Here is a 25,092-nt window from a genome sequence, read left to right as displayed (position 1 = left end):
TATGGGCTCCGCTTTGTATCACCTTGAAAAGCCCCTCCCCTAAGCGGAGGGGTTGGGGAGGGGTGTCTGACGCCGGATCGTCGCGTGACATAACGGCGTGGGACACCCCCACCCAACCCTCCCCCTGAGGGGGAGGGCTATTCTGACGTCAATGGTCGCGCAGCATGACCTGGACCATCGGCTTTTTGCCGATCCAGCGGTCACCGCAGCGCCGCACGGCCAGCCGCACCGCCTCCGCAATGGCACCGCGGTTGCGCTTGCGATCACCCTTCAGCGTGGAAACGGCATTGGCGGCATCGGCCTGCGCCTCGGCCACAAAGGTATCGAGGTCTTCATCCAGCGGAATGCCCAGCGTGGCGATTTCGACCGGCGAGCACAGTTTGCCTTCCGGGTTCACGGCCAGCGCGACGGTGATCAGCCCGCTTTGCGACAGCTTGCGCCGGGTCGCCAGCGCTTCGCCATCGGCGGGTGCGATGATATCGCCATCCAGCACCAGCCGGCCGTTGCGCACTTCCTTGATCTTGTGCGGGCCGTCGGGGGCCAGCCGGATCAGATCGCCGTTTTTCTGCAGGATGGTGCGCGGGATGCCCTGTTCCTTGCCCAGCCGCGCCTGTTCATCCATGTGGCGCACTTCGCCATGCACCGGCACCAGAATTTCGGGCCGGATCCATTTGTACAGCTCAATCAATTCGGGCCGGCCGGGATGCCCCGACACGTGGATCATCGATTGTTTGTCGGTAATCAGCCGCACGCCACGGCCTGCCAGCGTGTTCTGGATGCGCCCGATCGCCAGTTCGTTGCCGGGGATCTGCCGGCTGGAAAACACCACGGCATCGCCGGATTCCAGCTTGACCGGGTGGGATTCACTGGCGATGCGCGCCAATGCCGCGCGCGGTTCGCCCTGCCCGCCGGTGGCGAGCACCAGCACTTGCCCGCGCGGCAATTCCATCGCCCGGTCCATCGGCACCGTCTGCGGAAAATCTTTCAGATAACCGGTCGCCTTGGCCGCGCCGATGATGCGATCGAGCGAACGCCCGGCCACCACCAGCCGCCGCCCGGTCTGTTCGGCCACCCAGGCCAGCGTCTGCAAGCGCGCGACGTTCGAGGCAAAGGTGGTGACCACCACCCGCCGGCCTTTGAGCGCGGTCACCGTTTCCAGCAAGCCATCGCGCACCGCGCCTTCGGAACCCGATGGTTTGGGATTGAACACATTGGTTGAATCGCACACCAGCGCCAAAACGCCGCTATCCCCGATTTCGGTCAGTTCGGCCGGTGTTGCAGGTTCACCGATCTGCGGCGCGTCATCCAGTTTCCAGTCGCCGGTGTGGAACACCCTGCCATAAGGCGTGTCGATCACCAGCGCGTTGCCCTCGGCGATCGAATGCGCCAGCGGCACATAGCGGATATCGAACGGCCCAAGCGTCAATGATCCGTCGTTCTGGATCACCCGCAGTTCGACATCGCGTTCGATCCCGGCCTCGACCAGCTTTTCATGCACCAGCCGCGCGGTAAACGGCGTGGCGTAAAGCGGCACGCCCAGGTCCAGCGCAAAATAGGGGACCGCGCCGATGTGATCTTCGTGCGCGTGGGTCAGCACGATGCCGAGCAGGTCTTTCGACCGTTCCTCGATAAATTCCAGATCGGCGAACACCAGGTCGACCCCGGGGTACCACGGGTCGGAAAAGGTCATACCCAGATCAACCATCAACCACTTGCCATTACAGCCATAGAGGTTGACGTTCATCCCGATTTCGCCCGACCCACCGAGCGCACAGAACAGCAATTCCTTACCAGGCTTCACGAAAATTCCTGAATGTTGAGACAGACAATGATGACCGGGCGAATCCCGCCCGTATGCCTTTACCGCTGGACCCGTTCGGCCAGCAGGGCAAGCCCGTCAAGGGTGAGGTCGGTTTCGACATGGTCGAAAATCGTCGTATGCTGGTGGAACAGCACGGCCAGCCCGCCGGTGGCGACCACGGTGACCGGGCGGCCGATTTCCACCCGCAGCCGCGCGATCAACCCCTCCATCATCGCGACATAGCCCCAGAACACGCCGATATGCATCGCGTCCTCGGTATTGCGGCCGATCACACTTCCATTATCGCGCGGCGCTTCGATGGCGATGCGCGGCAGGCGCGCGGCGGCATTGACCAGTGCCTCCAGCGACAGGTTGATTCCCGGCGCGATGATCCCGCCTTTATAAGTGCCTTCGCCATCGATCACGTCAAACGTGGTGGCAGTGCCGAAATCGACCACGATCAGATCGCCCGCAAACCGCGCATGCGCCGCCACGGTGTTGACCGCGCGATCCGCCCCGACCGAGCGCGGGTTGTCGATATCGAGCCGGAACCCCCAGTCGACCGGCGGTTCGCCCGCGATCATCGCGTCCTGATGAAAATACTTGTTCGACAGCACCTGGATGTTGTGCAGCGCGCGCGGCACCACGTTCGACACGATGACCTTGTCCACCACATCGGGCTTCAGCCCCTGCAGGTTCAGCAATTGCAACAGCCAGACCGCGTATTCATCGGCCGTGCGGCGCGGATCGGTGGCGATCCGCCAGCGCCCGACAATGTCGCGCCCGTCGATTAGCGCAAAGACGACATTGGTATTGCCAACGTCAATGGCCAGCAGCATCAGACCCTCACAATTTCAACGGCGTAATGTCGATATCGCCCGCGTGGATCGCACGACACGACCCATCCGCCAAGCGCAGAAGCGCTGCGCCGCTGGTATCGAGCCCGGCAAACGTGCCCTCGATCAGCCCGGCCGCAGGATCGCGCGCCGACAGCGGGGTGCCCGGCGGGTGCGCCCGCGCCTGCCAATCATCGCGCAGTGCAGCCCAGCCACCGTCGTGCCAGTGCGCCAGCGTGGCGGACCATTCATCGGCCAGCGCCTGCGCAAACGCATCACGCGCCAGATCATGCCCCAGCCCGGCCAGCGCAACGGTCGCACGGTCGGGCAGATCGGGCGCCTGCACCAGATTGACGCCGATCCCGACCACCACCGCGTCGGCGCGCCGTTCCAGCAGGATACCGGCCAGCTTTGCCCCGGCGACCAGCACATCATTGGGCCATTTCAGGATCATGCCGGCGGTCACGCCGATGCAGGCAACCAGCGCCCGGTGCAGCGCCACCCCGGCCACCAGCGACAGGGTCTGTGCAGGCGGGTCGCCCGGGCCGATATGTGCGACGGTCGATCCCATGAAATTGCCCAGGCCATCGGACCACTGCCGCCCGGCACGGCCGCGCCCCGCGCTTTGCCGGTCGGCGATCAGCCAGTATCCTTCCGCAGCGACATCGCCCGCCCCCAACCGCGCCATCAGCGCGCTGTTGGTCGAGGCTATTTCGGCGACCGTTTCGATATGGATCAGCGCCAACCCCGATCAGCCGAGGCGGAACAGCGCCGCCGCGGCATTGCCCGCCAGCGTGCCCAGCCAGCGCGTCAGCAGATAGCCCAGCGGTGACAGGAACAGCGTCGATGCCGCCAGCAGCACGGTGTTGGCAAAAGTGCCGCCCCCGCGCACCTTATCAGCCACATCGTCGAAATACATGACCTTGACGACCTTGATGTAATAGAACGCGCCGATCACCGATGCGGCAATCGCGATCCCGGCCAGCACCACCAGATGCGCCTGCACCGCAGCCTGAAAGATCACGAATTTTGCCCAGAACCCGAACAGCGGCGGAATGCCCGCCAGGCTGAACATCACCACCGCCAGCACTGCCGCCAGACCGGGGCGGGTGCGCGACAGCCCACCAAGATCGGCGATCGATTCCACCGCCGCGCCCTGGGCATCGCGCATTTGCAACACCACCACAAACGCCGCGACCGAACTGACGACATAGATCGCCAGATAGACCAGCATCGCCGACGCGCCCGCGGGCGTGCCCGTCGCCAGCCCGATCAGCATAAAGCCGACATTGTTGATCGACGAATAGGCCAGCAGGCGTTTGATATTGTCCTGCCCGATCGCGCCCAGTGCGCCGATCACCACCGACAGCAGCGCCGAAAACACCACGATCTGCTGCCACGCGCCCGGCTGGCCACCAAAGGCATCCAGGCTGACCCGCATCAGCAGCGCCAGCGCGGCCGCCTTTGGCGCGGTGGCAAAGAACGTTGTTACCGGCGCGGGAGCGCCTTCATAAACGTCAGGCGTCCACATGTGGAACGGCGCGGCGCTGATTTTGAAGCCTAGCCCGACCAGCACGAACACCATGCCGAATGTCGCGCCTATCGACAGCGCGCCGACGCCCAGCGCGGCACGGATGCCATCGAAACTGGTGGTGCCGGTAAAGCCATAAGTCAGGCTGATGCCGTAGAGCAGGATGCCCGAGGCGAGCGAGCCGAGCACGAAATACTTCAGCCCGGCCTCGGCCGAGCGCCCGTCGCTGCGCAGGAACGCCGCCAGCACATAAGCAGCCAGGCTGTTGAGCTCGAGGCCGATATACAGCGTCAGCATGTCGTTGGCCGACACCATGATGCCCATGCCCAGTGCCGCCAGCAGCACCAGCAGCGGAAATTCTGCGCGCATCTCGTTCGAACGGTCGAAAAACGCCGGCGCGATCACCAGCGTGACCCCGGCGCCAAGATAGATCAGCAATTTGGCAAAGGCAGCAAACGCATCCATTTTCAGATGGCCGTCAAACGCCAGCGTGGCATGCCCACCGATCCCGCCGGCCAGCGCCGGCATCGCGAGCGCGGCAGCGGCAACCAGCACCGCAAACGCCGCGATCGAAATCGCCCGCGCCGCTTTGTCACCACCCCAGGCGGCCCACAGCAACAGCACCAGCGTGGCGCTGCTGATCAGTTCTTCAGCCGCGATCGACAGCAGTGAGGGGAGCATGTTCATCACTTCACCCCCTGCGCGTGCAGATTCAGCGCGACGGCCGTTGCCGCGCCGTTACGTGCAAACGTTTTCACGTCAGCATCCCCCCTGGGTTTCGCGATGGCGACCCGCGCCTCCAGCGTCCCGATATCCTTGCGCATCGGCGCCATGAAGGTTTCCGGATAGACCCCCATCCACAGCACGGCCACCGCCATTGGCGCCATCATCGCCCATTCGCGCATGTCGAGATCGGGCATGGCCGCGGCGTCCGCATGCTTCTGCACTCCGAACACCACCCGGCGATAGAGATACAGCATATAGGCCGCGCCCAGGATGATCCCGGTGGTAGAGATCAGCGCGACCAGGCTCGATTGCTGATAGATGCCCAGCAGCGACAGGAATTCGCCGACAAAGCCGCTGGTGCCCGGCAGCCCGATCGACGCCATCGTGAACAGCAGGAAAAACAGCGCATAATACGGCATGTTGATCGCCAGCCCGCCATAACGCGCAATTTCGCGGGTGTGCAGCCGGTCATAGATCACGCCCACTGCCAGAAACAGCGCGCCCGCCACCAGCCCGTGGCTGAGCATGACCACCATCGATCCTTCCAGACCCTGGCGGTTGAACGCGAACAGCCCGACCGTGACGATCGCCATGTGCGCGACCGACGAATAGGCGATCAGCTTTTTCATGTCGTGCTGCACCAGCGCGATCAGCGAGGTGATGACTACCGCGGCAATCGACAGCCCCCACACCAGCGGCGCGAAATGCGCAGACGCGATCGGGAACATCGGCAGCGAAAAGCGGATGAAGCCATAGCCACCCATTTTCAACAGCACGCCGGCCAGTATCACCGAGCCGGCCGTGGGCGCCTGCACGTGTGCATCGGGCAACCAGGTGTGCACAGGCCACATCGGCATCTTGACCGCAAAGCTGGCAAAGAACGCCAGGAACAGCCAGGTCTGCGCCGATGTCGGAAAATCGTATTGCATCAGCGTCGGGATATCGGTGGTGCCGGCCTCGTTGGCCATCCAGAACATCGCGATCAGCATCAGCACCGATCCGAGCAGGGTGTAGAGAAAGAATTTATAGCTGGCGTAGATGCGTTCCGCCCCGCCCCAGATGCCGATGATCAGGTACATCGGGATCAGGCCAGCCTCAAACATGATGTAGAACAGGAACAGGTCCTGCGCGGTGAACACGCCGATCATCAGCGTTTCCATGAACAGGAACGCCGCGTAATATTCGCCCGCGCGCTTTTCGATCGCGTTCCAGCTGGCGCCGATGCAGATCGGCATCAGGAACACCGTCAGCGCGATCAGCGTGAGCGCAATGCCATCGATCCCCAGTTTCCACGAAAACCCGGTGAACAGGTCGGCATGTTCCTGAAACTGCCACTGCGCGCCGCCGATGTCATAATGCATCCATAGCACCAGGCCGAGCGCCAGATCAATCAGCGTGGCGATCAAGGCCACCATCCGCGCGGTTTCGCGCGCCGAAACCAGGCTGATCACGGCGCCGACCAGCGGCACCAGCAGCATCAGCGAAAGAAGCGGAAGTCCGGTCATCGTGCAATCACCCAGCTGATCGCGCCGACAAGTCCGACGAGCATGACCAGCGCATAGCTGTAAAGATACCCGGATTGGAACCGGACCGCACCACGGCTGGCCAGCGCCACCACCCAGGCCGCGCCGTTGGGCCCGAACCGGTCGATGATGCCGATATCGCCGACCTTCCAGAACACCCGGCCCAGCCACATGGCGGGGCGGATGAAAATCGCGGCATACAATTCATCAAAGTACCATTTGTTGAGCACGAAACGGTACACCGGGCCGATCCGGCTGGTCACCGCCGCCGGCAGGGCCGGGTTGATCACATAGGCATAGGTCGCGATCGCCAGCCCGGTCAGCATCACCGCGGTGGGCGCGAACTTTACCCATTCGGGCACCTGGTGCATGGCGTGCAGCACCGATTCATCGAACACCAGCGCGCCGTTCCAGAACGCGCCTGCGCCTTCGCTGAGGAAGGCTGGCGCAAACACAAAGCCGGCAAACACCGCGCCCAGCGCCAGCACGCCTAGTGGCAAAAGCATGTTGAGCGGGCTTTCATGCGGGTGATAGCCGGCGGTGCCATCGCTGACCACATGATGATGATCATCGTGGTGATGGTCGTCGTGGCCGTGGCCATGCGCATCGTGCACCGCGTGCAGGATATGTTCCGACTGGTCCCAGCGCGGCTTGCCAAAGAACGTCAGGTACACCAGCCGCCAGCTGTAAAAACTGGTCAGCAGCGCGGCAAACACGCCCATGGCGAACGCAAACATGCCGACCTGGCTGCCTTTGGCATAGGCCGCCTCGATAATCGCATCCTTGGAATAGAACCCGGCGAACCCGAACACTTCGTCGATGCCGACCCCGGTGATCGCCAGCGTGCCGGCCATCATCGCCGCAAACGTCAGCGGGATCTTTTTCCACAGTCCGCCGTAATAGCGCATGTCCTGTTCGTGGTGCATGGCGTGGATCACCGATCCCGCGCCGAGGAACAGCAGCGCCTTGAAAAAGGCGTGGGTGAACAAATGGAACATCGATGCACCATAGGCGCCGACGCCCGCGGCGAAGAACATGTAGCCCAGCTGCGAACAGGTCGAATAGGCGATCACGCGCTTGATATCGGTCTGCGCGGTGCCGATGGTTGCTGCAAAGAAACAGGTCGATGCGCCGATGACCGTCACAAACGTCAGCGCGGCGGGGCTCTGTTCAAACAGCGGCGACAGGCGGCAGACCATGAACACGCCGGCGGTGACCATCGTCGCGGCATGGATCAGCGCCGACACCGGGGTGGGCCCTTCCATCGCGTCGGGCAGCCACGTGTGCAGCCCCAATTGCGCCGATTTGCCCATCGCGCCGATGAACAGCAAAATGCACAGCACGGTCGCGGTATCAAAGCGCTGGCCCAGGAAACCGATGGTGGAACCGGCCAGGCCCGGCGCCATATGCAGGATCTGCGGGATCGACACGGTGCCGAACACCAGAAACACGCCGAAAATACCCAGCATGAAACCCAGGTCGCCGACGCGGTTGACCACAAACGCCTTCATCGCGGCGGCATTGGCGCTGGGTTTGCGGAACCAGAACCCAATCAGCAGGTACGACGCCAGCCCCACCCCTTCCCAGCCGAAAAACATCTGGACCAGGTTGTTGGCGGTCACCAGCATCAGCATGGCGAAGGTGAACAGCGACAGATAGGCAAAGAACCGCGGGCAATCCGGGTCTTCATCCATATAGCCCCAAGAGTACAGGTGGACGAGCGCCGACACGCTGGTGACAACCACCAGCATGACCGCCGTCAGCGTATCAACCTGCAAGGCCCAGGCGAATGTCAGATCGCCCGAGGAGACCCAGTTCAGCACCGGGGTGACCGTGGTCTGGGCATGGCCGCGCAGGAACGTCAGAAAGATCGGCCAGGACAGCCCGCATGACAGGAACAGCGCACCGGTGGTGATCAGCTTGGCCGGAACCGCACCGAGACGTTTGTTGCCCAGGCCGGCGACAATCGCCGCGACCAGCGGGGCGAACACGATGATAAGGATGGCAGACATCGGTTTGCTTTCAGCCCTTCATCCGGTTGACATCATCGACCGCGATCGTGCCCCGGCCCCGGAAATAGATGACCAGAATGGCCAGGCCGATCGCCGCCTCACCCGCGGCCACGGTCAGCACGAACATCGCGAACACCTGCCCGACCAGATCGTGCAGATAGGCCGAAAACGCCACGAAGTTGATATTGACCGACAGCAGGATCAATTCGATCGCCATCAGGATGACGATGACGTTCTTGCGGTTCAAAAAGATGCCCAGCACGCCCAGCACGAACATGATCGCGCTGACGGCAATGTAATGGCCGATGCCGATCATGCGTGCAGTTCCTTGTTGTTCGGCCTGAAAGCCCTCCCCCTGCAGGGGGAGGGTTGGGTGGGGGTGTGCACCGCTGATGTGACGCGCATCATTGCGGGCGTGGGACACCCCTCCCCAACCCCTCCCCTGAGGGGAGGGGCTTTTATGGAGGTGAAAGACATGGTGCGCATCACAGCGACACCCCTTTGCCCACGGCGGGCTTGACGTTGACGGTCGCGTCCTGGGGCCGGCGGGCGACCTGTTTCGACACGTTCTGGCCGCGCGTATCGCTGCGCTGGCGGTGGGTCAGCACGATCGCGCCGATCATCGCCACCAGCAGGATCAGCCCCGCCGCTTCGAATTCAAACAGATAGTGCGAATAGAGCAGCGCCCCGATCGCGGCAGTGTTCGACAGCCCATCGGGCGTCGCGCCAGCGCCACCGGCATGGCCGATCGCCAGCGTGCCGGCGCTGCGCACCAGAATGCCGACGAACAGTTCGACAAACAGCACCACCGCCAGAATGATCCCCAGCGGCGCATTGCGGATAAACCCGGCGCGCAGTTCGGAAAAATCGATGTCGAGCATCATCACCACAAACAGGAACAGCACCGCGACCGCGCCGACATAGACAATCACCAGCAGCATCGCGATAAATTCGGCGCCGGTCAGCACCATCAGCCCGGCCGCGTTGAAGAACGCCAGGATCAGCCACAGCACCGAATGCACCGGGTTGCGCGCCAGAATGGTGATCGCGCCAGAGGCAATCATCATCGTCGCGAACAGGTAAAAGGCAATTGCCTGGATCATCGGTCTGGCCCTTTACCGGTAGGGGGCGTCGGCTTCGAGATTGGCAGCGATTGCGCGCTCCCACTTGTCGCCGTTGGCGAGCAGCTTGGCCTTGTCGTACAGCAGTTCCTCACGCGTTTCGGTGGCATATTCAAAATTCGGCCCTTCGACCACGGCATCGACCGGGCAAGCCTCCTGGCAAAAGCCGCAGAAGATGCACTTGGTCATGTCGATGTCATAGCGCGTGGTGCGGCGGCTGCCGTCGGCGCGCGGCTCCGCCTCGATGGTGATCGCCTGCGCCGGGCACACCGCTTCGCACAATTTGCACGCGATGCAGCGCTCTTCGCCATTGGGATAGCGGCGCAGCACGTGTTCGCCGCGAAAACGCGGGCTTATCGGGTTTTTTTCATAGGGGTAGTTGATCGTCGCCTTGGGCTTGAAGAAGTACTTCAAGGTCAGCCAGTGCGCCTGGACAAACTCCCACAGCGTGAAGCTTTTGATGATCTGTGCGACGGTCATGAAAAATGTCCGATGGCCATAAGGTACCCGCTGATCACCACGACAAAACCAAGCGACAGCGGCAGAAAGATTTTCCAGCCCAGCCGCATCAGCTGGTCATAGCGGTACCGTGGCACGGTCGCCTTGATCCAGCTGAACACCAGAAAGCCGAAAAAGATTTTCAGCATCAGCCAGACCAGCCCGGGCACGAGATAGAGCACCGGAATGTTCAGCGGCGGCAGATAGCCACCCCAGAACAGCGTGGCATTCAGCGTGCACATCAGCAGCACGTTGGCATATTCGCCCAGCCAGTAGAGCGCAAAGGCCATCGACGAATATTCGGTCTGATAGCCGGCGACCAGCTCGCTTTCCGCCTCGGTCAGGTCGAACGGTGCACGCTGCGTTTCGGCCAGCGACGAAATCAGGAACATCACCCAGACCGGGAACAGCAGTGGGCTGCACCAGAACCCGTTGATCAGGCCAAAGCCAAAGCCGCGCTGCGCCTCGACAATCGCGCCCATGTTGAAACTGCCCGCCCACAGCACCACGCAGACCAGGATAAACCCGATCGACACTTCATAGCTGATCATCTGCGCGGTGGCGCGCATCGCGGAAAAGAACGGGTATTTCGAATTCGACGCCCAGCCGGCGATGACGATGCCATACACCCCCAGCGACGAGACCGCGAGCACGTACAACAGCCCGACATTGATGTCGGCCAGGATCGCGCCTTGTGCAAACGGGATCACCGCCCAGGCCAGCAGCGCGACGGTAAAGGTGATCACCGGCGCCAGCAGAAACAACGCCTTGTTGGCCGCCGCCGGGATGATGGTTTCCTGCAGGAACACCTTGATCGCGTCGGCGAACGATTGCAGCAGACCGAACGGCCCGACCACGTTGGGCCCGCGGCGCAGCGCCATCGATGCCCAAACCTTGCGATCGACATAGATCACCATCGCCACCGCCAGCATCACCGGCAGCGCAATCAGCAGGATTTCGATGACCGTGGCCAGGCCCCAGGCCCAGCCGAACGGCAGTCCGACATGTACCAGAAACGGCGTCATTCTGCGGCCTCCGCTTCAACCACGCCATGGATCAGTTCGGCGGAACAGCGTTGCAGCGTCGGGCTGGCCCGGCTGATCGCGTTGGTCAGGTAGCGATCCTTCACCGCATAGGCAATCACGCCCGCGGCCGTGCCCTGCGCGGGCGCGGAGGGCAGTTCGCCATACGGCGCCAGGCCTTCGACGCCCAGCGCGGGCACTTCGGCAATCATCGCTGCGCGCAGTTCGGCAAAGCTGTCAAAGCCGACGGTGACGCCAAAGGCATCGGCCAGCGCACGCAGGATGGTCCAGTCTTCGCGCGCATCACCGGGCGCGAACACCGCCTTTTCGGCATATTGCACGCGGCCCTCGGTGTTAACGTAAGTGCCGTCCTTTTCGCTGAACGCGGCGGCCGGCAGGATCACATCGGCGGCATGCGCGGCCTTGTCGCCATGGTGGCCGATATGCACGATCATCGCGTCGGCGAACCGCGTCCAATCGACTTCATCGGCGCCAAGTGAAATCACCAGTTTGGGCTGGGCCGCCACGATGTCGGCAATTCCGCCGGCCTGCGCATAGCCGAGCATCAGCCCGCCCATCCGCGCGGCGGCAAAATGCAACACGTTGAACCCGTTCCAGCCTTCGCGCACCAGATTGAACCGGGCGGCAAACGCCAGGCCTGATGACAATCCGCCCTTGGCCAGCGCGCCGCCGCCGATGATCAGCACCGGGCGCGCGGCATTGGCGAACACCGACGCGACGTCTTCGGGCAGGCCGTCGATCACCGCCGCGTCATCGCCCAGATGCGTTGCGGCAAAGGTGGTTTCCCACCAGGGGCCGATCACATAGACCTTGGCGCCGCGTTTCACCGCCTTGCGCAGGCGCGGGTTGAGCAGCGGCGCTTCATCGCGCACATGGCTGCCATAGATCAGGATCGCATCGGCATCCTCAATCCCGGCCAGCGTCGTGTTGAACGCCACTGCGGCCAGGTTCGACGTGTCATAGGCCAGACCGGTCTGCCGCCCTTCGAGCAGGGTTGATCCCATGGCGCCGGCCAGTTTTTTGGCCGCAAATAGCGTTTCGCAATCGACCATGTCGCCCGCGATCACCGCAATCGCGGCGCCAGGATTGATGCTGCCGACCGCTGCCAGCGCCTCGCCCCAGCTGACGGCGTGCAATTTGCCATCCTTGCGCAGCCACGGCCGATCGAGCCGCCGCCGGGTGAGCCCATCGACCAGATAGCGCGCGCGATCAGACAGCCATTCTTCGTTCACGTCATCATTCACGCGCGGCAGGATGCGCAGCACTTCGCGGCCGCGTGAATCCAGCCGGATGTTCGCACCGATCGCGTCGGACACGTCGATGCCGAGCGTCTTCTTCAATTCCCATGGCCGCGCTTCAAACGCATAGGGCTTGCTGGTCAGCGCGCCGACCGGGCACAGATCGATGACATTGGCCGACAGTTCGTGGGCCGACGCTGCCTCAAGATAGGTCGAAATCTGCATACCTTCGCCGCGATAGAGCGCGCCGATTTCGTCAACCCCGGCAATTTCCTCACTGAACCGCACGCAGCGGGTGCAGTGGATGCAGCGAGTCATGGTGGTCTTGATCAAAGGCCCCATGTACTTTTCGGTGACCGCGCGCTTGTCTTCGTGATAGCGCGACGATCCCCGGCCATAGGCCACCGACTGGTCCTGCAGATCGCATTCGCCGCCCTGGTCGCAGATCGGGCAATCGAGCGGATGGTTGATCAGCAGAAATTCCATCACGCCTTCGCGCGCTTTTTTGACCATTTCGCTGTCGGTGCGGATGTCCTGCCCCTCGGCAGCGGGCAGCGCGCACGATGCCTGCGGCTTGGGCGGCCCGGGCTTCACCTCGACCAGGCACATGCGGCAGTTGCCGGCGATCGACAGCCGTTCGTGATAGCAAAAGCGCGGGATTTCCTTGCCTGCCAGCTCGCACGCCTGCAGCACGGTGGCGCCAGCGGGGACTTCGAGCTCGACGCCGTCTACTTTGAGCTTGGGCATTATTCGGCCGCCTCTTGCAAGGCACCGCGTTCCACGATGCGGCGTTCGATTTCGGGGCGGAAGTGTTTGATCAGGCCCTGGATCGGCCAGGCCGCCGCATCGCCCAGCGCGCAGATGGTGTGGCCTTCGATCTGCTTGGTCACGTTTTGCAGCATATCGATATCTTCGATCTGCGCATCACCGACCCGCAGGCGTTCCATCATCCGCCACATCCAGCCGGTGCCTTCGCGGCACGGGGTGCACTGGCCACAGCTTTCGTGTTTGTAGAAATACGACAGGCGGCTGATCGCGCGGACGATGTCGGTCGATTTGTCCATGACGATCACCGCCGCGGTACCCAGACCCGATCCGACGGCGCGCAGCCCGTCAAAATCCATCGGCGCGTCCCAGATTTCCGCCGCGGGCACCAGCGGGACCGATGATCCGCCTGGGATGACCGCGAGCAGATTGTCGCGACCGCCGCGAATGCCGCCGCAATGCTTTTCGATCAGTTCGCTGAACGGGATGCTCATCGCTTCTTCGACCACGCACGGCTTTTCAACATGGCCGGAGATCTGGAAAAGCTTGGTACCCTTGTTGTTGTCGCGGCCAAAGCTGGCGAACCAGGCTGGCCCGCGCCGCAGAATGGTCGGCGCAACCGCGATCGATTCCACATTGTTGACCGTGGTCGGGCAACCGTACAGCCCGGCGCCCGCCGGGAACGGCGGTTTCAGCCGGGGCTGGCCCTTTTTGCCCTCAAGGCTTTCGATCATCGCGGTTTCTTCGCCGCAAATATAGGCGCCGGCGCCGCGATGGACGAACACGTCGAAATCATAGCCTGACTGGCAGGCGTTACGCCCGATCAGCCCGGCCTCGTATGCTTCGGCCACGGCGGCAAACAGCGTTTCGGCTTCACGGATATATTCGCCGCGCACATAGATATAGGCCGCGCGCGCACCCATCGCAAACCCGGCGACCAGCGCACCCTCGATCAGCTTGTGCGGATCGTGGCGCAGGATTTCGCGGTCCTTGCAGCTGCCGGGTTCGGATTCGTCGGCGTTGATGACCAGAAAGCTGGGGCGGCCATCGCGCGATTCCTTTGGCATGAACGACCATTTCATGCCGGTCGGGAACCCTGCCCCGCCGCGCCCGCGCAGGCCTGAATCCTTCATTTCCTGGATGATCGTGTCGCGCCCGCGCTCGATCAGCGCCTTGGTATTGTCCCAATCCCCGCGCATGCGCGCGGCGGGCAGGTTCCACGGCTGATAGCCGTAGAGGTTGGTGAAGATGCGGTCCTTATCGCCGAGGCTCACAGCGCGGCTCCCGTCAGCATGATGGCGCCAATACCAAAACAAACCCGCTCAGCCTGAGCCTGTCGAAGGCCGCGCGCTGCGGTCGAGGCTTGCGCGCATGCTTCGACAGGCTCAGCATGAGCGGATGTGGTGTGGGGTGACAGGTGGGTTTGGGCGGCACGGATCATGGCTTACCACTCCGCCCGGTAATCGTGGTTGTCGGTCACCATGGCCACCAGCGTGGTCGGCCCGCCCAGCGGTTCGACGGTGTGGCGGCCGGGCGCTTGCGTGCCGACCTTCGGCGCGCGACCAGCGGCCAGTTCATCCAGGATATGCGTCATGCTGGTGGCGGTCAGGTCTTCGTAATTGTCGTCGTTGATCTGCACCATCGGCGCCGAGGCGCAATTGCCCATGCATTCAACTTCGGTCAGCGTGAACAGGCCATCGGCGGTCGTGTGGCCCTTGGCCAGCCCGCGCGCCTTGCACGCGGCAATGATATCGTCCGACCCGCGCAACATGCATGGCGTGGTGCCGCACACCTGCACATGGTACCGCCCGATCGGCGCCAGATTGTACATGGTGTAGAACGTCGCCACCTCCAGCACGCGCACCACCGGCATATCCAGTTCGCGCGCGACGAATTCGATTACCGGCAACGGCAGCCAGCCCTGGGTCTGCTCTTCCGCGCCCACCTGGCGTTGCGCCAGATCGAGCAGCGGCATCACCGCGCTGCGCTGACGCCCGGCGGGATAGCGCGCGACGATCTCTTTCGCCTTTGCAGCATTGTCCCCGGTCCAGCCAAACTGGCCCCAGCGAGCGCGCAAAGCAGGTGTATCCGGTTCGAGATGACGGTCGGCCATTTTAGCCAAAGTCCTTGATCAGATGAGATTGTTCGGGCGCGATCATGACCGCCGCACCCATTTGAACCACAGGCTCTGCCCGAAATGCGCCAGTTCATAGCCGCCAGCCATGGCAATCAGCAGCGGCATCCACCACGGCACCGGCGTGCCGCGCCACAGCGCGACAAACAGCACCACGGCGGTGGCGAGGCCAGCCAGGCAGGCGATGATCGAAATCTGGCGCAGAACCTGGGCGGTCACCGGTCACACTCCCCGAACACCACGTCGATCGCGCCCAGGATGGCGGTGGCGTCGGGCAGCATGTGGCCCTTGCACATGAAATCCATCGCCTGCAGGTGCGAAAACGCGGTCGGGCGGATCTTGCAGCGATAGGGCTTGTTGCTGCCATCGCTGACCAGATAGACGCCGAATTCGCCCTTGGGGCTTTCGGTGGCGACGTAGACTTCGCCCGCCGGCACGTGAAAGCCCTCGGTATAGAGTTTGAAGTGATGGATCAGCGATTCCATCGAGCTTTTCATTTCGCCGCGCTTGGGCGGGACCACCTTGCGATCGGACGACGCGACCGGGCCTTCGGGCATTTCGGCCAGGCACTGCTTCATGATGCGCGCCGACTGGCGCACTTCTTCAACGCGGACCATGAACCGGTCATAGCAATCGGAATTGGTGCCGACCGGAATGTCGAAATCCATGCGCGCATAGACGTCATAGGGCTGCGATTTGCGCAGGTCCCACGGAATGCCGGCACCCCGGATCATCGGCCCGGAAAAGCCCCAGGCCAGCGCGTCTTCCTTGCTGACCAGCGCGATATCGACATTGCGCTGTTTGAAAATGCGGTTGTCGATCACCAGGCTCATCGCATCGTCGAACAGCTGCGGCAGCCGCGTGTCGAGCCAGTCTGCCATATCGGTCAACAGTTTCAGCGGCACATCCTGGTGCACCCCGCCGGGGCGGAACCACGCCGAATGCAGCCGCGCGCCCGATGCGCGTTCAAAGAAGTTCAGGCAATCTTCGCGGATTTCAAACAGCCACAGGTTGGGCGTCATCGCGCCGACATCCATGACATGGCTGCCAAGGTTGAGCATGTGGTTGCAAATGCGCGTCAATTCCGCAAACAGCACGCGCAGATACTGCGCGCGCAGCGGCACTTCGATATTCAGCAGCTTTTCAATCGCCAGCACATAGGAATATTCCATCGCCAGCGGCGAACAGTAATCCAGCCGGTCGAAATAGGGCAGCGCCTGCAGATAGGTCTTGTGCTCGATCAGCTTTTCGGTGCCGCGATGCAGCAGGCCGACATGCGGATCGATCCGTTCAATGATTTCGCCGTCCAGTTCCATCACCATGCGCAGCACGCCGTGCGCGGCCGGGTGCTGAGGGCCGAAATTGATGGTGTAGTTGGTGATGACCTCGTCGCCGGTGGTGGGCGACTGTTCGAGCGAAAAGCTCATGGCTTTGGCCCTTCTGCTTTTTCCCCGGTCGCTTTTTCATCCCCGGGCAACACGTAAGTCGCGCCTTCCCACGGGCTTTCGTAATCGAACTGGCGCAGGTCCTGCGCCAGCCGCACCGGTTCGTACACCACGCGCTTGTCCTCTTCGGAATAGCGCAGCTCGACATAGCCGGTCAGCGGAAAATCCTTGCGGAACGGGTGGCCCTGAAAACCATAGTCGGTCAGGATGCGGCGCAGATCGGTGTTGCCGGCAAACAGCACGCCGAACATGTCATAGACTTCGCGTTCATACCAACCGGCGTTGGGCCACAGCGTGGTGACGGTCGGCACCGGCGTCGCCTCGTCAGTCGAAACTTTCACGATCAGGCGCAGGTTGCGCGTGACCGACAACAGGCAATAGACCACTTCAAAGCGTTCGGCGCGATCGGGGTAATCGACCCCGGCGATATCCATCAATTGCTGAAACGCTTCGCCATCGCGCAGATCGCGCAGCACGCCCTCTATCCGGTCGCGCGCTACGGTCAGCACGACTTCGCCATATTCCTGGCGGGCATCGATCAGCGCATCGCCCAGCCGGGTGCGGATCGCATCGACCGCGCCCTCTGGTGCGTCGTAGCGCGGAGCGGAATGAAGCACTTGTGCCATCAGCTTTTGCCCCGTCCCTAACGTTCCAGCGTGCCCATACGGCGGATTTTCCGCTGCAGTTGCATCACGCCATACAACAACGCCTCTGCCGTCGGCGGGCACCCGGGCACATAGATATCCACGGGCACGATGCGGTCGCACCCGCGCACCACCGAATAGCTGTAATGGTAATAGCCGCCGCCATTGGCGCAGCTGCCCATCGAAATGACATATTTGGGGTCCGACATCTGGTCATAGACCTTGCGCAGAGCCGGGGCCATCTTGTTGCACAGCGTGCCGGCCACGATCATCACGTCGGACTGGCGCGGGGATGCGCGCGGGGCGACGCCAAACCGTTCCATGTCATAACGCGGCATGTTCACATGGATCATTTCGACCGCACAGCAAGCCAGGCCAAACGTCATCCACCACAGCGAGCCGGTGCGCGCCCACTGGAACAAGTCCTCGGTCGACGCGATCAGAAAGCCCTTGTCGGAAATTTCGGCATTCACCTGCGCAAAAAACGCCGGGTCGGGCGCGATCAGCGCGGAACCGCCAGGGGGGTTTGCACCCGGAACGAGAGGAGATGTGGCCATGGTGTTCATTCCCAGTCCAACGCGCCTTTTTTCCAGGCATAGATAAAACCGATGACCAATTCGAACAGGAACAGCATCATCGTCGACCAGCCCGCCCATTGCGTCTGTTTCAGGCTGACCGCCCATGGAAACAGAAACGCCGCCTCCAGATCGAAAATGATGAACAGGATCGCCACCAGATAGAACCGCACGTCAAACTGGCTGCGCGGGTCTTCAAACGCGGGAAATCCGCATTCGTACTCCGACAGCTTTTCCGGATCGGGGTTGTGCGTGCCGGTCAGGTGCGAAACACCGATCGGCAAAAACACAAAAGCCGATGACAGGCCAACCGCGATAACCATGAAAATGAGGATCGGCAGATAACCGGCCAGATAGGATATGTGGTCTGAAGTTATTTGGTCTGACAAGGGGCTGACTCGCCTTTCAAAGCTTGTGCCCCGGCCCCTAGGCCCGCCGTGCCGCCCGCGCAAGTGGGCGACATTGCATATTTCCCCCGCTCCCCAATCCTTTTTGGGCAGTGCAGCATCGGCAAACGGGCAGATTTTTCAGGTTTTGCCGGGCTTTGCGCGCAAATGTGCCGCAGCCGCAGCGCCGAATTGCCAAGTTGCCCGCGCATCACTAAGACTGCGCCAAACGCCCGCGCCCTGTGCCCGCATGATCCGGCGCCGGGCGCGGGCCCAGCCTGTAAGAAGGACATTTCGCCATGGCCCAGTTTTCCGCTGCCGATCCGGTTGTCATCCTGTCCTATGCCCGCACGCCGATGGGATCGATGCAGGGGGTACTGGCCGATTTGTCGGCCACCGATCTGGGTGCTGCTGCGGTGCGCGCCGCGGTCGACCGTTCGGGCGTGGCGGCGGACAAGTTTGACCGCATCTACATGGGCTGTGTGCTGCCCGCCGGGCTGGGCCAGGCGCCCGCGCGCCAGGCCGCGATCAAGGCCGGCCTGCCCGCATCGGTGCAGGCGACCACGGTCAACAAGGTGTGCGGATCGGGCATGCAGACGCTGATCATGGGGGCAGAGGCGCTGGCCGCGGGATCGATCGACTATGTCGTGTCGGGCGGCATGGAATCGATGACCAATGCGCCGTACCTTTTGAAAAAGCACCGGTCGGGCGCGCGCATCGGCCACGACACCGCCTATGACCACATGTTCCTTGACGGGCTGGAAGACGCCTATGAACCGGGCCGCGCCATGGGCACCTTTGCGCAGGACACCGCCAACGAATACCAACTGACGCGGGAGGCGCAGGACGCCTATACCATCGAATCGCTGCGCCGTGCGCAAAGCGCGGTGACCGAGGGCCGGTTCAAGGACGAAATCGTGGCCGTGACGGTCAAATCGCGCGGCGGCGACACCGTGGTCGACACTGACGAAGCCCCCGGCAAGGGCAAGCCCGACAAGATCCCGGGCCTGAAGCCTGCGTTTGCCAAGGACGGCACGATCACCGCCGCCACATCCTCATCGATTTCCGATGGCGCCGCCGCGCTGGTGCTCACCCGCCAGTCGGTGGCCGATGCCGCCGGGCTGGCCCCGGTGGCGCGCGTTGTGGCAATGGCCGCGCATGCCCAGGCGCCAAAGGATTTCACCACCGCGCCGGTTGGCGCGATCACCGCGCTGCTGGCGCGCGCGGGCTGGACGATCGGCGAAGTCGATCTGTTTGAAGTGAACGAGGCATTCGCCTGTGTGGCGATGTTTGCGATGCACGATCTGGGCATCCCGCATGACAAGATCAACGTCAACGGCGGCGCCACCGCGCTCGGCCACCCGATCGGCGCATCGGGCGCGCGCATCATGACCACGCTGATCGGCGCATTGAAGGCACGCGGGCTGTCAAAAGGCGTGGCCAGCCTGTGCATCGGCGGCGGCGAAGCGACCGCCGTGGCGATCGAACTGGTGTAATGGCGTGACGGGCGGGGCCTGGCGCTCCTCCCGTCGCGGCCAAGCTCAGGGCGCGCCCGCGCCCCACAGCGATGTGGCAGCCATAAAGCCCTGGCGGCCATCGATATCGACCTTGCACCAGCCGCTGCTGCATTCGCCCAGCAGGCGCGCAATCGCGCCGGGCTGTGCGCGCCACATTACCCGGCCCGATCCATCGCGGTTTTCGCGGATTTCGGCCACAGCGCCGTGCACCAGCGCGGTATGCGCCTTGTGCGTGACAAATTGCGTCAGCATCCAGCCGCGCGCACCATCGGGGTCCTCGACCAATACCCAGCCTTCCATGCTGCGCAGCACTTTCATCGGCAGCCCCGGCCGTTTGTACGTCCAGTTGATGCGATAATCGCGCCCGGGCCCGACCCGCATATTGGTCTCGCCGTTGCGCAGCGACACCCAGAACGGCACACCATCGGTATCGGCCGCACGCGTGGCCGGCACGGCCAGCATCAGGCCCGGCGCGAGCAGCGCGGTACGCAAGACAGTGCGACAAAACAGGGAGTGCTTGTTCGGCAAGGACATTACGCAGGTGCGATATACCATCGACCGCCAAAGGCCAAGGCAGTGCCGCACCACAAACGGTGCACAGCACGGCCCGCCGCCTGCCCGATCGAGCCCGCGCCCCTTGACCGGCATCGCGCCGCTGGCGATAGACAGCGGATGCCCAACCGATCAAGCCCTGTCCCCACCCCCCTGCCCGCCGAAACCCGCCGCGTAACGGGAAGCCCGCGCGTCGTCGTCACCCGCCGGCTGCTGCCCGAAACCGAGGCGCGGATGGCGGAACTGTTCGATGTCGTGCTCAACGCCGATGACCATGCGCTCAGCCGCGACGAACTGGTGGCGGCCGTGGCCGATGCCGACGTGCTGGTGCCAACGGTGACCGATTCGATCGATGCCGATCTGATTGCGGCGCTGCCGCCGCGCCTGCGGCTGATCGCCAATTTTGGCGCGGGCGTCGATCACATCGATCTGGCCGCGGCACGCGCCAAAAAGATCATGGTGACCAACACCCCGGGCGTGTTCACCGATGATACCGCCGACATGACGCTGGCGCTGATCCTGTCGGTCACCCGCAAGCTGAACTATGGCGGCCGCATCCTGCGCAGCGGCCAGTGGCAGGGCTGGGCGCCGTCGACCATGCTGGGGCACCGCGTCGGCGGGCGCGTGCTGGGGATTGTCGGGATGGGGCGCATTGGCCAGGCGGTGGCGCACCGCGCGCGCGCGTTCGGCCTGACCATCCTCTATCACAATCGGCAACGCGTTCCCGAAGCGCTGGAAACCATGCTGGGCGCGCGGTTTGAACCCGATCTGGATGCGCTGCTGGCGGCGACCGACATCCTCACGCTGCATTGCCCTGCCACCCCCGAAACCCACCACCTGATCGATGCGCGGCGAATCGCGCTGATGCGGCCGGGCGCGTTCATCATCAACACCGCGCGCGGCACCATTGTCGAAGAGGCGGCGATGATCGACGCGCTGGTATCAGGCCATCTGGGCGGCGCCGGGCTGGATGTGTTTGCGCACGAACCGCTGGTCGATCAACGCCTGCGCGACCATCACAATGTCGCGATTCTGCCGCACATGGGCAGCGGCACGGTCGAAGGCCGGCTGGCATCCGGTGACAAGGTGATCGCCAATATCCGGTTCTGGGTCGATGGCCACCGCCCGCCCGATCAGGTGCTGCAAGGCTGGCTTTAAGCAAAGTTAAGCATGGCTGGGGCATGTAGGGCGCCATGAACCGGATTTTCACCCGCAAACTGGTGCGCTTTGCCCTGGCGCTTGGCTGCGCAATCGCGCCCGCGCTGGCCCACGCGCAAATCGACGCCGCCGATGCTGCCGATGCGGTGGACAGCGGCGATACCGCGTTTGTGCTGTGCCTGGCGCTGCTGGCGCTGGCGATGCTGCTGCCGGGGATCATCCTGCACCATGGCGCGCGGTTGGGCGCGCGGGCCTTTGCGGCACTGGCGACCGAAACCGTGGGCATTGCCGCGGTGGTGTCGCTGCTGTGGGTGCTGGTCGGTTATACGCTGGCCTTCGGCACGGTCGGATCGGGCTGGCTGGGCGGTGGCAATGCGTGGATGCTGCTCGATCTTGCCAATGTGCGCGAGGGCAGTGCGGTGCCCGAAATGGCATTTGTGGCGCTGCAACTGGCCTATGCCGTGCTGGCCGCCGGGCTGCTGACGGGGGCCTGGGCCGAGCGCGGCAACCTGGCCTGGGTACTGCCATTCGCCGGGCTGTGGATACTGATCGTCTATGCGCCGCTGGCGCACTGGATCTGGGGCGGTGGCTGGCTGGCGGCACGGTTGGGCACGGTCGATGCGGCGGGCGCGCTGGTGGTCCATGCCAGTGCTGGCATATCGGCGCTGGTGATCACCCTGCTGATGGGCCGCCGCGCGCGGTTTGGCGCGCAGCCCGATGCCGTGGCCACCAGTGGCACGGCGCCCGGACTGGCGCTGGCGGGGACCGGCATGATGTGGATCGCGCTGCTGGCGCTGTCGGCGGCGGCGACTCTGGCCGCCAGCGATGATGCCGCCACCACGCTGATCAACGGCCTGGTCGCCGCCGCCAGTGGCGCGCTGGTCTGGCTGCTGATCGCTGCGGTCACCACGGGCAAGGCCAATCCGCGTGCATTGTCCGCCGGAGCAATGGCCGGGCTGGTGGCTGCGAGCGCGGGCATGGGCGCCTTTGCACCCGGCGCGGCGATGCTGGCCGGGCTGATCGGTGCGCTGGTCGCCTGGGTGGCGGCGCGCATGATCCGCGCCGCAGCGATCGACGACGCGGCCGATCTGGTCGCGGTGCATGGCGTGGCCGGGCTTGCCGGCGCGATGCTGGCCGCGCCGCTGATCGCCGGCACATTGGGCGGCACGGGCTATGCGGCGGGCATGGGCCCGGTGCGGCAAGTGCTGGCACAGGCACTCGGCGCGGGCGTGGTGGTGGCGTGGAGCGCCATCGGCACCGCGATCGCCGCGCTGATGGTGGCGATGGTCGTGCCAATGCGCATCAACGAGGCTGATGAGATCGACGAACCGGATTTCGATTAAACCCTGCCCCGCCAACGGCCGGGGTGCAGGGATCAATCGCCCGTCAGGATGCGGTCCACCAGCTGTTTCACCGTCGGGGTGAAGTTGTTGGAATAGAACGGGTCCTGTTTGAACCGATAGGCGGCGTGGCCGGCGAACATCAGGTTCTGATCGATATCACCACCATGCGCGATGTCCTGCAGCGTTTTCTGGATGCAGAAACTGCGCGGATCGGCCAGCCGCCCGGTGGAATAATCGTCATGATCCTTCCACGATGAAAACCCGCAATGCGACAGGCAGCCCATGCAATCGGCCTGATCCTGGCGGATCATGTCGCGTTCGGCCGGGGCCACAAACACCACCGTGTCATCCGGCGTGCGCAAGGCATGGTCATGCCCCTGTGCCGCCCAGCCGCGCGCACGTTCAAGATCGACCGGCGTCACCCAGAAATTCTTGCCACGCACACCGACATCCAGTTGCACCGTGTGTTCGCCCGCCGCGACGCGCGAAAACGGGATCTGCCGCGCGCTGCGAGCCTCAAGACTGCGCAAGAACGGGTTGCGCACTGCCGATGAATAGAACCCGGTGGGCGAAAACTTGTGCAACAGCACATCGCCGGGCTCGATCGTGCGCAGATGATCTTTCCACCCCTGCGGGATCGGGCTTTCAGCGGTCAGCAGCGGCCGCGTGCCAAACTGAAAGACAATCGCGCCCAGTTCCGGATTGTCGATCCAGTCGTTCCATTCGCGCAAGTACCACACGCCGCCGGCCATGATGATCGGCACCGTATCGGCCACGCCTTCGGCACGCATGGTGTCGCGCAGGGCCTTTACGCGGGGATAGGGATCTTCGGGTTTGCGCGGGTCTTCGGCGTTGGACAGACCGTTGTGCCCGCCGGCCAGCCACGGATCTTCGTACACCACCGCCGCCATCAGATGCGCGACCTTGTGATAGGCGCGTTTCCACAGCGCGCGAAACGCGCGGCCCGACGACACGATCGGCAGATAGTTGACGTTGAAACGCGCGGCGATTTCCGACAATTTGTAGGGCATGCCAGCACCGCAGGTGACCCCGGTGACCAGCCCGCGGGTTTTTTCGAGCACGCCTTCAAGCACGGCCTGCGCCCCGCCCATTTCCCACAGCACGTTGATGTTGATCGCGCCCTGCCCGCCCGAAATTTCGTGCGCGCGGTGGACCTGTTCGACCGCGCCGTCGATGGCGTAGCGGATCAGCTGTTCGTGGCGTTCGCGGCGCGTAAGTTGCGGATAAAGCTGCGGCACGATGCGCCCGGTCGGGTCATAGCTGTCGGCATTGACCGCGCTGACCGTGCCGATCCCGCCCGCCGCTGCCCAGGCGCCCGAACTGGCATGGTTGGTGGCGGCAACCCCCTTGCCCCCTTCGACCAGCGGCCAGACTTCGCGTCCGCCATAAACAATTGGCTTCAAACCCTTGAACACAGACATACCCCACTCTCAACCCTGCCGCTGGCGCGGTTTATGCTGCAGCACAACGGCCGTTCAGCCCGTAGCAATCCTGACCAAATGTTTAGGCGCAATCGTAACAAAGCGCAAAGCGCATTGACCCGAAAGTGTCATTGCAGACCTGACCAGCCGGCCCCGATCCACCACGACAGCCCGTCGCCCGCGCGCATCAACCGTGGCGCAAACCCTGCGCGCAATCGGCCACCCAATCAATCGTCATCCTCGACCGCGACCTTTTCACCGGTCACCCGCTGCGACAGTGCCGCCGCCATGAACGGATCGATCGCCCCATCCAGCACATCCGACGGATTGGTGCTGACCACCCCGGTGCGCAGATCCTTTACCTGCTGATACGGCTGCAACACATAGGAACGGATCTGGTGGCCCCAGCCGATTTCGGTCTTGGCGGCATATTCGCTGCTGGTCGCGGCCTCACGCTTGGCCAGTTCGGCCTCGTACAGCCGGGCGCGCAACATGCCCATCGCGGTCGCGCGGTTCTTGTGCTGGCTGCGGTCGTTCTGGCTGGCGACGATGATGCCCGATGGGATGTGGGTGATGCGCACCGCCGAATCGGTGGTGTTGACATGCTGCCCGCCCGCGCCCGACGCGCGATAGGTATCCATTTTCAGGTCGGCCGGGTTGATGTCGATTTCGATGTTGTCATCGATTTCGGGATAGACCCAGATCGAGCTGAACGAGGTGTGCCGCCGCGCCGAACTGTCATAGGGGCTGATCCGCACCAGCCGGTGCACGCCGCTTTCGGTCTTGGCATAGCCATAGGCGT

General features: G+C 63.6%; 23 protein-coding genes and 1 pseudogene. 3 read left to right on the top strand and 21 right to left on the bottom strand.

Features of this window, described 5'->3' with window-relative positions; all coding sequences use genetic code 11:
- Positions 1-148 precede the first annotated feature (148 nt).
- The 18 genes and pseudogenes from ABWP89_RS10430 to ndhC form a co-directional block, all read right to left on the bottom strand.
- Positions 149-1,801, bottom strand: coding sequence for a ribonuclease J (locus ABWP89_RS10430; RefSeq protein ID WP_353229107.1), 1,653 nt, complete (start codon positions 1,799-1,801; stop codon positions 149-151).
- A gap of 59 nt (positions 1,802-1,860) precedes the next feature.
- Complete coding sequence (locus ABWP89_RS10425) at positions 1,861-2,640, bottom strand: type III pantothenate kinase (protein WP_353229106.1); 780 nt, start codon at positions 2,638-2,640, stop codon at positions 1,861-1,863.
- 7 nt (positions 2,641-2,647) lie between these two features.
- Positions 2,648-3,382 carry a biotin--[acetyl-CoA-carboxylase] ligase gene (locus tag ABWP89_RS10420; protein ID WP_353229104.1) on the bottom strand — a complete coding sequence of 245 codons (735 nt, stop codon included), beginning with the start codon at positions 3,380-3,382 and terminating at the stop codon, positions 2,648-2,650.
- Between the two features lie 6 nt (positions 3,383-3,388).
- Positions 3,389-4,855 carry an NADH-quinone oxidoreductase subunit NuoN gene (gene nuoN, locus ABWP89_RS10415; protein WP_353229102.1) on the bottom strand — a complete coding sequence of 489 codons (1,467 nt, stop codon included), beginning with the start codon at positions 4,853-4,855 and terminating at the stop codon, positions 3,389-3,391.
- Positions 4,855-6,399, bottom strand: a complete 1,545-nt coding sequence (locus ABWP89_RS10410) for an NADH-quinone oxidoreductase subunit M (RefSeq protein WP_353229100.1) — start codon at positions 6,397-6,399, stop codon at positions 4,855-4,857. Before ABWP89_RS10410 ends, nuoN begins: the two co-directional genes overlap by 1 nt.
- Positions 6,396-8,429: an NADH-quinone oxidoreductase subunit L gene (gene nuoL, locus ABWP89_RS10405; RefSeq protein ID WP_353229099.1), complete on the bottom strand. Its 2,034-nt coding sequence runs from the start codon at positions 8,427-8,429 to the stop codon at positions 6,396-6,398. The genes ABWP89_RS10410 and nuoL overlap by 4 nt, the downstream gene beginning before the upstream one ends.
- 10 nt (positions 8,430-8,439) lie before the next feature.
- Positions 8,440-8,745, bottom strand: a complete 306-nt coding sequence (gene nuoK / locus ABWP89_RS10400; protein WP_353229097.1) for an NADH-quinone oxidoreductase subunit NuoK — start codon at positions 8,743-8,745, stop codon at positions 8,440-8,442.
- A 169-nt stretch (positions 8,746-8,914) separates the two neighbouring features.
- Positions 8,915-9,532 (bottom strand): NADH-quinone oxidoreductase subunit J, encoded by a 618-nt coding sequence (locus ABWP89_RS10395; protein ID WP_353229096.1) that lies wholly within the window; start codon positions 9,530-9,532, stop codon positions 8,915-8,917.
- Between the two features lie 12 nt (positions 9,533-9,544).
- Positions 9,545-10,030 carry an NADH-quinone oxidoreductase subunit NuoI gene (gene nuoI / locus ABWP89_RS10390; RefSeq protein WP_353229095.1) on the bottom strand — a complete coding sequence of 162 codons (486 nt, stop codon included), beginning with the start codon at positions 10,028-10,030 and terminating at the stop codon, positions 9,545-9,547.
- Positions 10,027-11,073 carry an NADH-quinone oxidoreductase subunit NuoH gene (nuoH, locus tag ABWP89_RS10385; protein WP_353229093.1) on the bottom strand — a complete coding sequence of 349 codons (1,047 nt, stop codon included), beginning with the start codon at positions 11,071-11,073 and terminating at the stop codon, positions 10,027-10,029. The genes nuoI and nuoH overlap by 4 nt, the downstream gene beginning before the upstream one ends.
- Positions 11,070-13,076, bottom strand: coding sequence for an NADH-quinone oxidoreductase subunit NuoG (gene nuoG / locus ABWP89_RS10380; RefSeq protein WP_353229091.1), 2,007 nt, complete (start codon positions 13,074-13,076; stop codon positions 11,070-11,072). The genes nuoH and nuoG overlap by 4 nt, the downstream gene beginning before the upstream one ends.
- Positions 13,076-14,368 (bottom strand): NADH-quinone oxidoreductase subunit NuoF, encoded by a 1,293-nt coding sequence (nuoF, locus tag ABWP89_RS10375; RefSeq protein WP_353229090.1) that lies wholly within the window; start codon positions 14,366-14,368, stop codon positions 13,076-13,078. Before nuoF ends, nuoG begins: the two co-directional genes overlap by 1 nt.
- A 170-nt stretch (positions 14,369-14,538) precedes the next feature.
- Complete coding sequence (locus tag ABWP89_RS10370; RefSeq protein WP_353229088.1) at positions 14,539-15,207, bottom strand: complex I 24 kDa subunit family protein; 669 nt, start codon at positions 15,205-15,207, stop codon at positions 14,539-14,541.
- Positions 15,208-15,249: 42 nt separating this feature from the next.
- Positions 15,250-15,447 carry a hypothetical protein gene (locus ABWP89_RS10365; protein ID WP_353229086.1) on the bottom strand — a complete coding sequence of 66 codons (198 nt, stop codon included), beginning with the start codon at positions 15,445-15,447 and terminating at the stop codon, positions 15,250-15,252.
- Entirely contained in the window at positions 15,444-16,655 is a 1,212-nt protein-coding gene (locus ABWP89_RS10360; RefSeq protein WP_353229085.1) for an NADH-quinone oxidoreductase subunit D, read from the bottom strand. Before ABWP89_RS10360 ends, ABWP89_RS10365 begins: the two co-directional genes overlap by 4 nt.
- Before the next feature lie 14 nt (positions 16,656-16,669).
- Positions 16,670-17,299, bottom strand: a pseudogene (locus ABWP89_RS10355) (NADH-quinone oxidoreductase subunit C); the annotation flags it as partial.
- Positions 17,300-17,316: 17 nt separating this feature from the next.
- Positions 17,317-17,874, bottom strand: a complete 558-nt coding sequence (locus ABWP89_RS10350) for a NuoB/complex I 20 kDa subunit family protein (protein ID WP_353229083.1) — start codon at positions 17,872-17,874, stop codon at positions 17,317-17,319.
- A gap of 5 nt (positions 17,875-17,879) precedes the next feature.
- Positions 17,880-18,215, bottom strand: a complete 336-nt coding sequence (ndhC, locus tag ABWP89_RS10345; protein WP_502915272.1) for an NADH-quinone oxidoreductase subunit A — start codon at positions 18,213-18,215, stop codon at positions 17,880-17,882.
- Positions 18,216-18,577: 362 nt separating this feature from the next.
- On the opposite strand from ndhC, the gene ABWP89_RS10340 reads away from it, so the two are divergent.
- On the top strand, positions 18,578-19,774 hold the full coding sequence (locus ABWP89_RS10340) for an acetyl-CoA C-acyltransferase (protein ID WP_353229082.1): 1,197 nt from the start codon (positions 18,578-18,580) through the stop codon (positions 19,772-19,774).
- 45 nt (positions 19,775-19,819) lie between these two features.
- Here the strand turns inward: ABWP89_RS10340 and ABWP89_RS10335 are convergent, their stop codons facing one another.
- Entirely contained in the window at positions 19,820-20,287 is a 468-nt protein-coding gene (locus tag ABWP89_RS10335) for an SH3 domain-containing protein (RefSeq protein ID WP_353229081.1), read from the bottom strand.
- Between the two features lie 180 nt (positions 20,288-20,467).
- Here ABWP89_RS10335 and ABWP89_RS10330 point away from each other — a divergent pair, with 180 nt between their 5' ends.
- Together ABWP89_RS10330 and ABWP89_RS10325 are read left to right on the top strand one after the other, a co-directional pair.
- On the top strand, positions 20,468-21,505 hold the full coding sequence (locus ABWP89_RS10330; protein WP_353229079.1) for a 2-hydroxyacid dehydrogenase: 1,038 nt from the start codon (positions 20,468-20,470) through the stop codon (positions 21,503-21,505).
- Positions 21,506-21,540: 35 nt separating this feature from the next.
- Positions 21,541-22,848 (top strand): ammonium transporter, encoded by a 1,308-nt coding sequence (locus tag ABWP89_RS10325; protein ID WP_353229077.1) that lies wholly within the window; start codon positions 21,541-21,543, stop codon positions 22,846-22,848.
- A 32-nt stretch (positions 22,849-22,880) separates the two neighbouring features.
- On the opposite strand, the gene ABWP89_RS10320 is transcribed toward ABWP89_RS10325, so the two are convergent.
- Complete coding sequence (locus ABWP89_RS10320) at positions 22,881-24,290, bottom strand: NAD(P)H-dependent flavin oxidoreductase (RefSeq protein WP_353229076.1); 1,410 nt, start codon at positions 24,288-24,290, stop codon at positions 22,881-22,883.
- 227 nt (positions 24,291-24,517) lie between these two features.
- Positions 24,518-25,092, bottom strand: a 575-nt coding sequence (locus ABWP89_RS10315) for a peptide chain release factor-like protein (RefSeq protein ID WP_353229075.1), incomplete at its 5' end; no start/stop codon positions are given.

Origin of the sequence: Novosphingobium sp. (genome assembly GCF_040398825.1) — a bacterium.
In the GTDB taxonomy this organism is placed as follows: domain Bacteria; phylum Pseudomonadota; class Alphaproteobacteria; order Sphingomonadales; family Sphingomonadaceae; genus Novosphingobium.
The sequence above is the reverse complement of the archived record's forward strand: the minus strand, read 5'-3'. Positions and strand labels throughout refer to the sequence as shown.

What these genes read in the sequence shown, in the direction of transcription:
- nuoN (WP_353229102.1), bottom strand. Translation starts at nt 4,855, where the DNA reads ATGAACATGCTCCCCTCACTGCTGTCGATCGCGGCTGAAGAACTGATC.
- nuoH (WP_353229093.1), bottom strand. Translation starts at nt 11,073, where the DNA reads ATGACGCCGTTTCTGGTACATGTCGGACTGCCGTTCGGCTGGGCCTGG.
- ABWP89_RS10340 (WP_353229082.1), top strand. Translation starts at nt 18,578, where the DNA reads ATGGCCCAGTTTTCCGCTGCCGATCCGGTTGTCATCCTGTCCTATGCC.
- nuoG (WP_353229091.1), bottom strand. Translation starts at nt 13,076, where the DNA reads ATGCCCAAGCTCAAAGTAGACGGCGTCGAGCTCGAAGTCCCCGCTGGC.
- ABWP89_RS10425 (WP_353229106.1), bottom strand. Translation starts at nt 2,640, where the DNA reads ATGCTGCTGGCCATTGACGTTGGCAATACCAATGTCGTCTTTGCGCTA.
- ABWP89_RS10330 (WP_353229079.1), top strand. Translation starts at nt 20,468, where the DNA reads ATGCCCAACCGATCAAGCCCTGTCCCCACCCCCCTGCCCGCCGAAACC.
- ABWP89_RS10395 (WP_353229096.1), bottom strand. Translation starts at nt 9,532, where the DNA reads ATGATCCAGGCAATTGCCTTTTACCTGTTCGCGACGATGATGATTGCC.
- ABWP89_RS10350 (WP_353229083.1), bottom strand. Translation starts at nt 17,874, where the DNA reads ATGGCCACATCTCCTCTCGTTCCGGGTGCAAACCCCCCTGGCGGTTCC.
- ABWP89_RS10320 (WP_353229076.1), bottom strand. Translation starts at nt 24,290, where the DNA reads ATGTCTGTGTTCAAGGGTTTGAAGCCAATTGTTTATGGCGGACGCGAA.
- ndhC (WP_502915272.1), bottom strand. Translation starts at nt 18,215, where the DNA reads ATGGTTATCGCGGTTGGCCTGTCATCGGCTTTTGTGTTTTTGCCGATC.
- ABWP89_RS10325 (WP_353229077.1), top strand. Translation starts at nt 21,541, where the DNA reads ATGAACCGGATTTTCACCCGCAAACTGGTGCGCTTTGCCCTGGCGCTT.
- nuoI (WP_353229095.1), bottom strand. Translation starts at nt 10,030, where the DNA reads ATGACCGTCGCACAGATCATCAAAAGCTTCACGCTGTGGGAGTTTGTC.
- nuoK (WP_353229097.1), bottom strand. Translation starts at nt 8,745, where the DNA reads ATGATCGGCATCGGCCATTACATTGCCGTCAGCGCGATCATGTTCGTG.
- ABWP89_RS10410 (WP_353229100.1), bottom strand. Translation starts at nt 6,399, where the DNA reads ATGACCGGACTTCCGCTTCTTTCGCTGATGCTGCTGGTGCCGCTGGTC.
- nuoL (WP_353229099.1), bottom strand. Translation starts at nt 8,429, where the DNA reads ATGTCTGCCATCCTTATCATCGTGTTCGCCCCGCTGGTCGCGGCGATT.
- ABWP89_RS10370 (WP_353229088.1), bottom strand. Translation starts at nt 15,207, where the DNA reads ATGGCCGACCGTCATCTCGAACCGGATACACCTGCTTTGCGCGCTCGC.
- ABWP89_RS10360 (WP_353229085.1), bottom strand. Translation starts at nt 16,655, where the DNA reads ATGAGCTTTTCGCTCGAACAGTCGCCCACCACCGGCGACGAGGTCATC.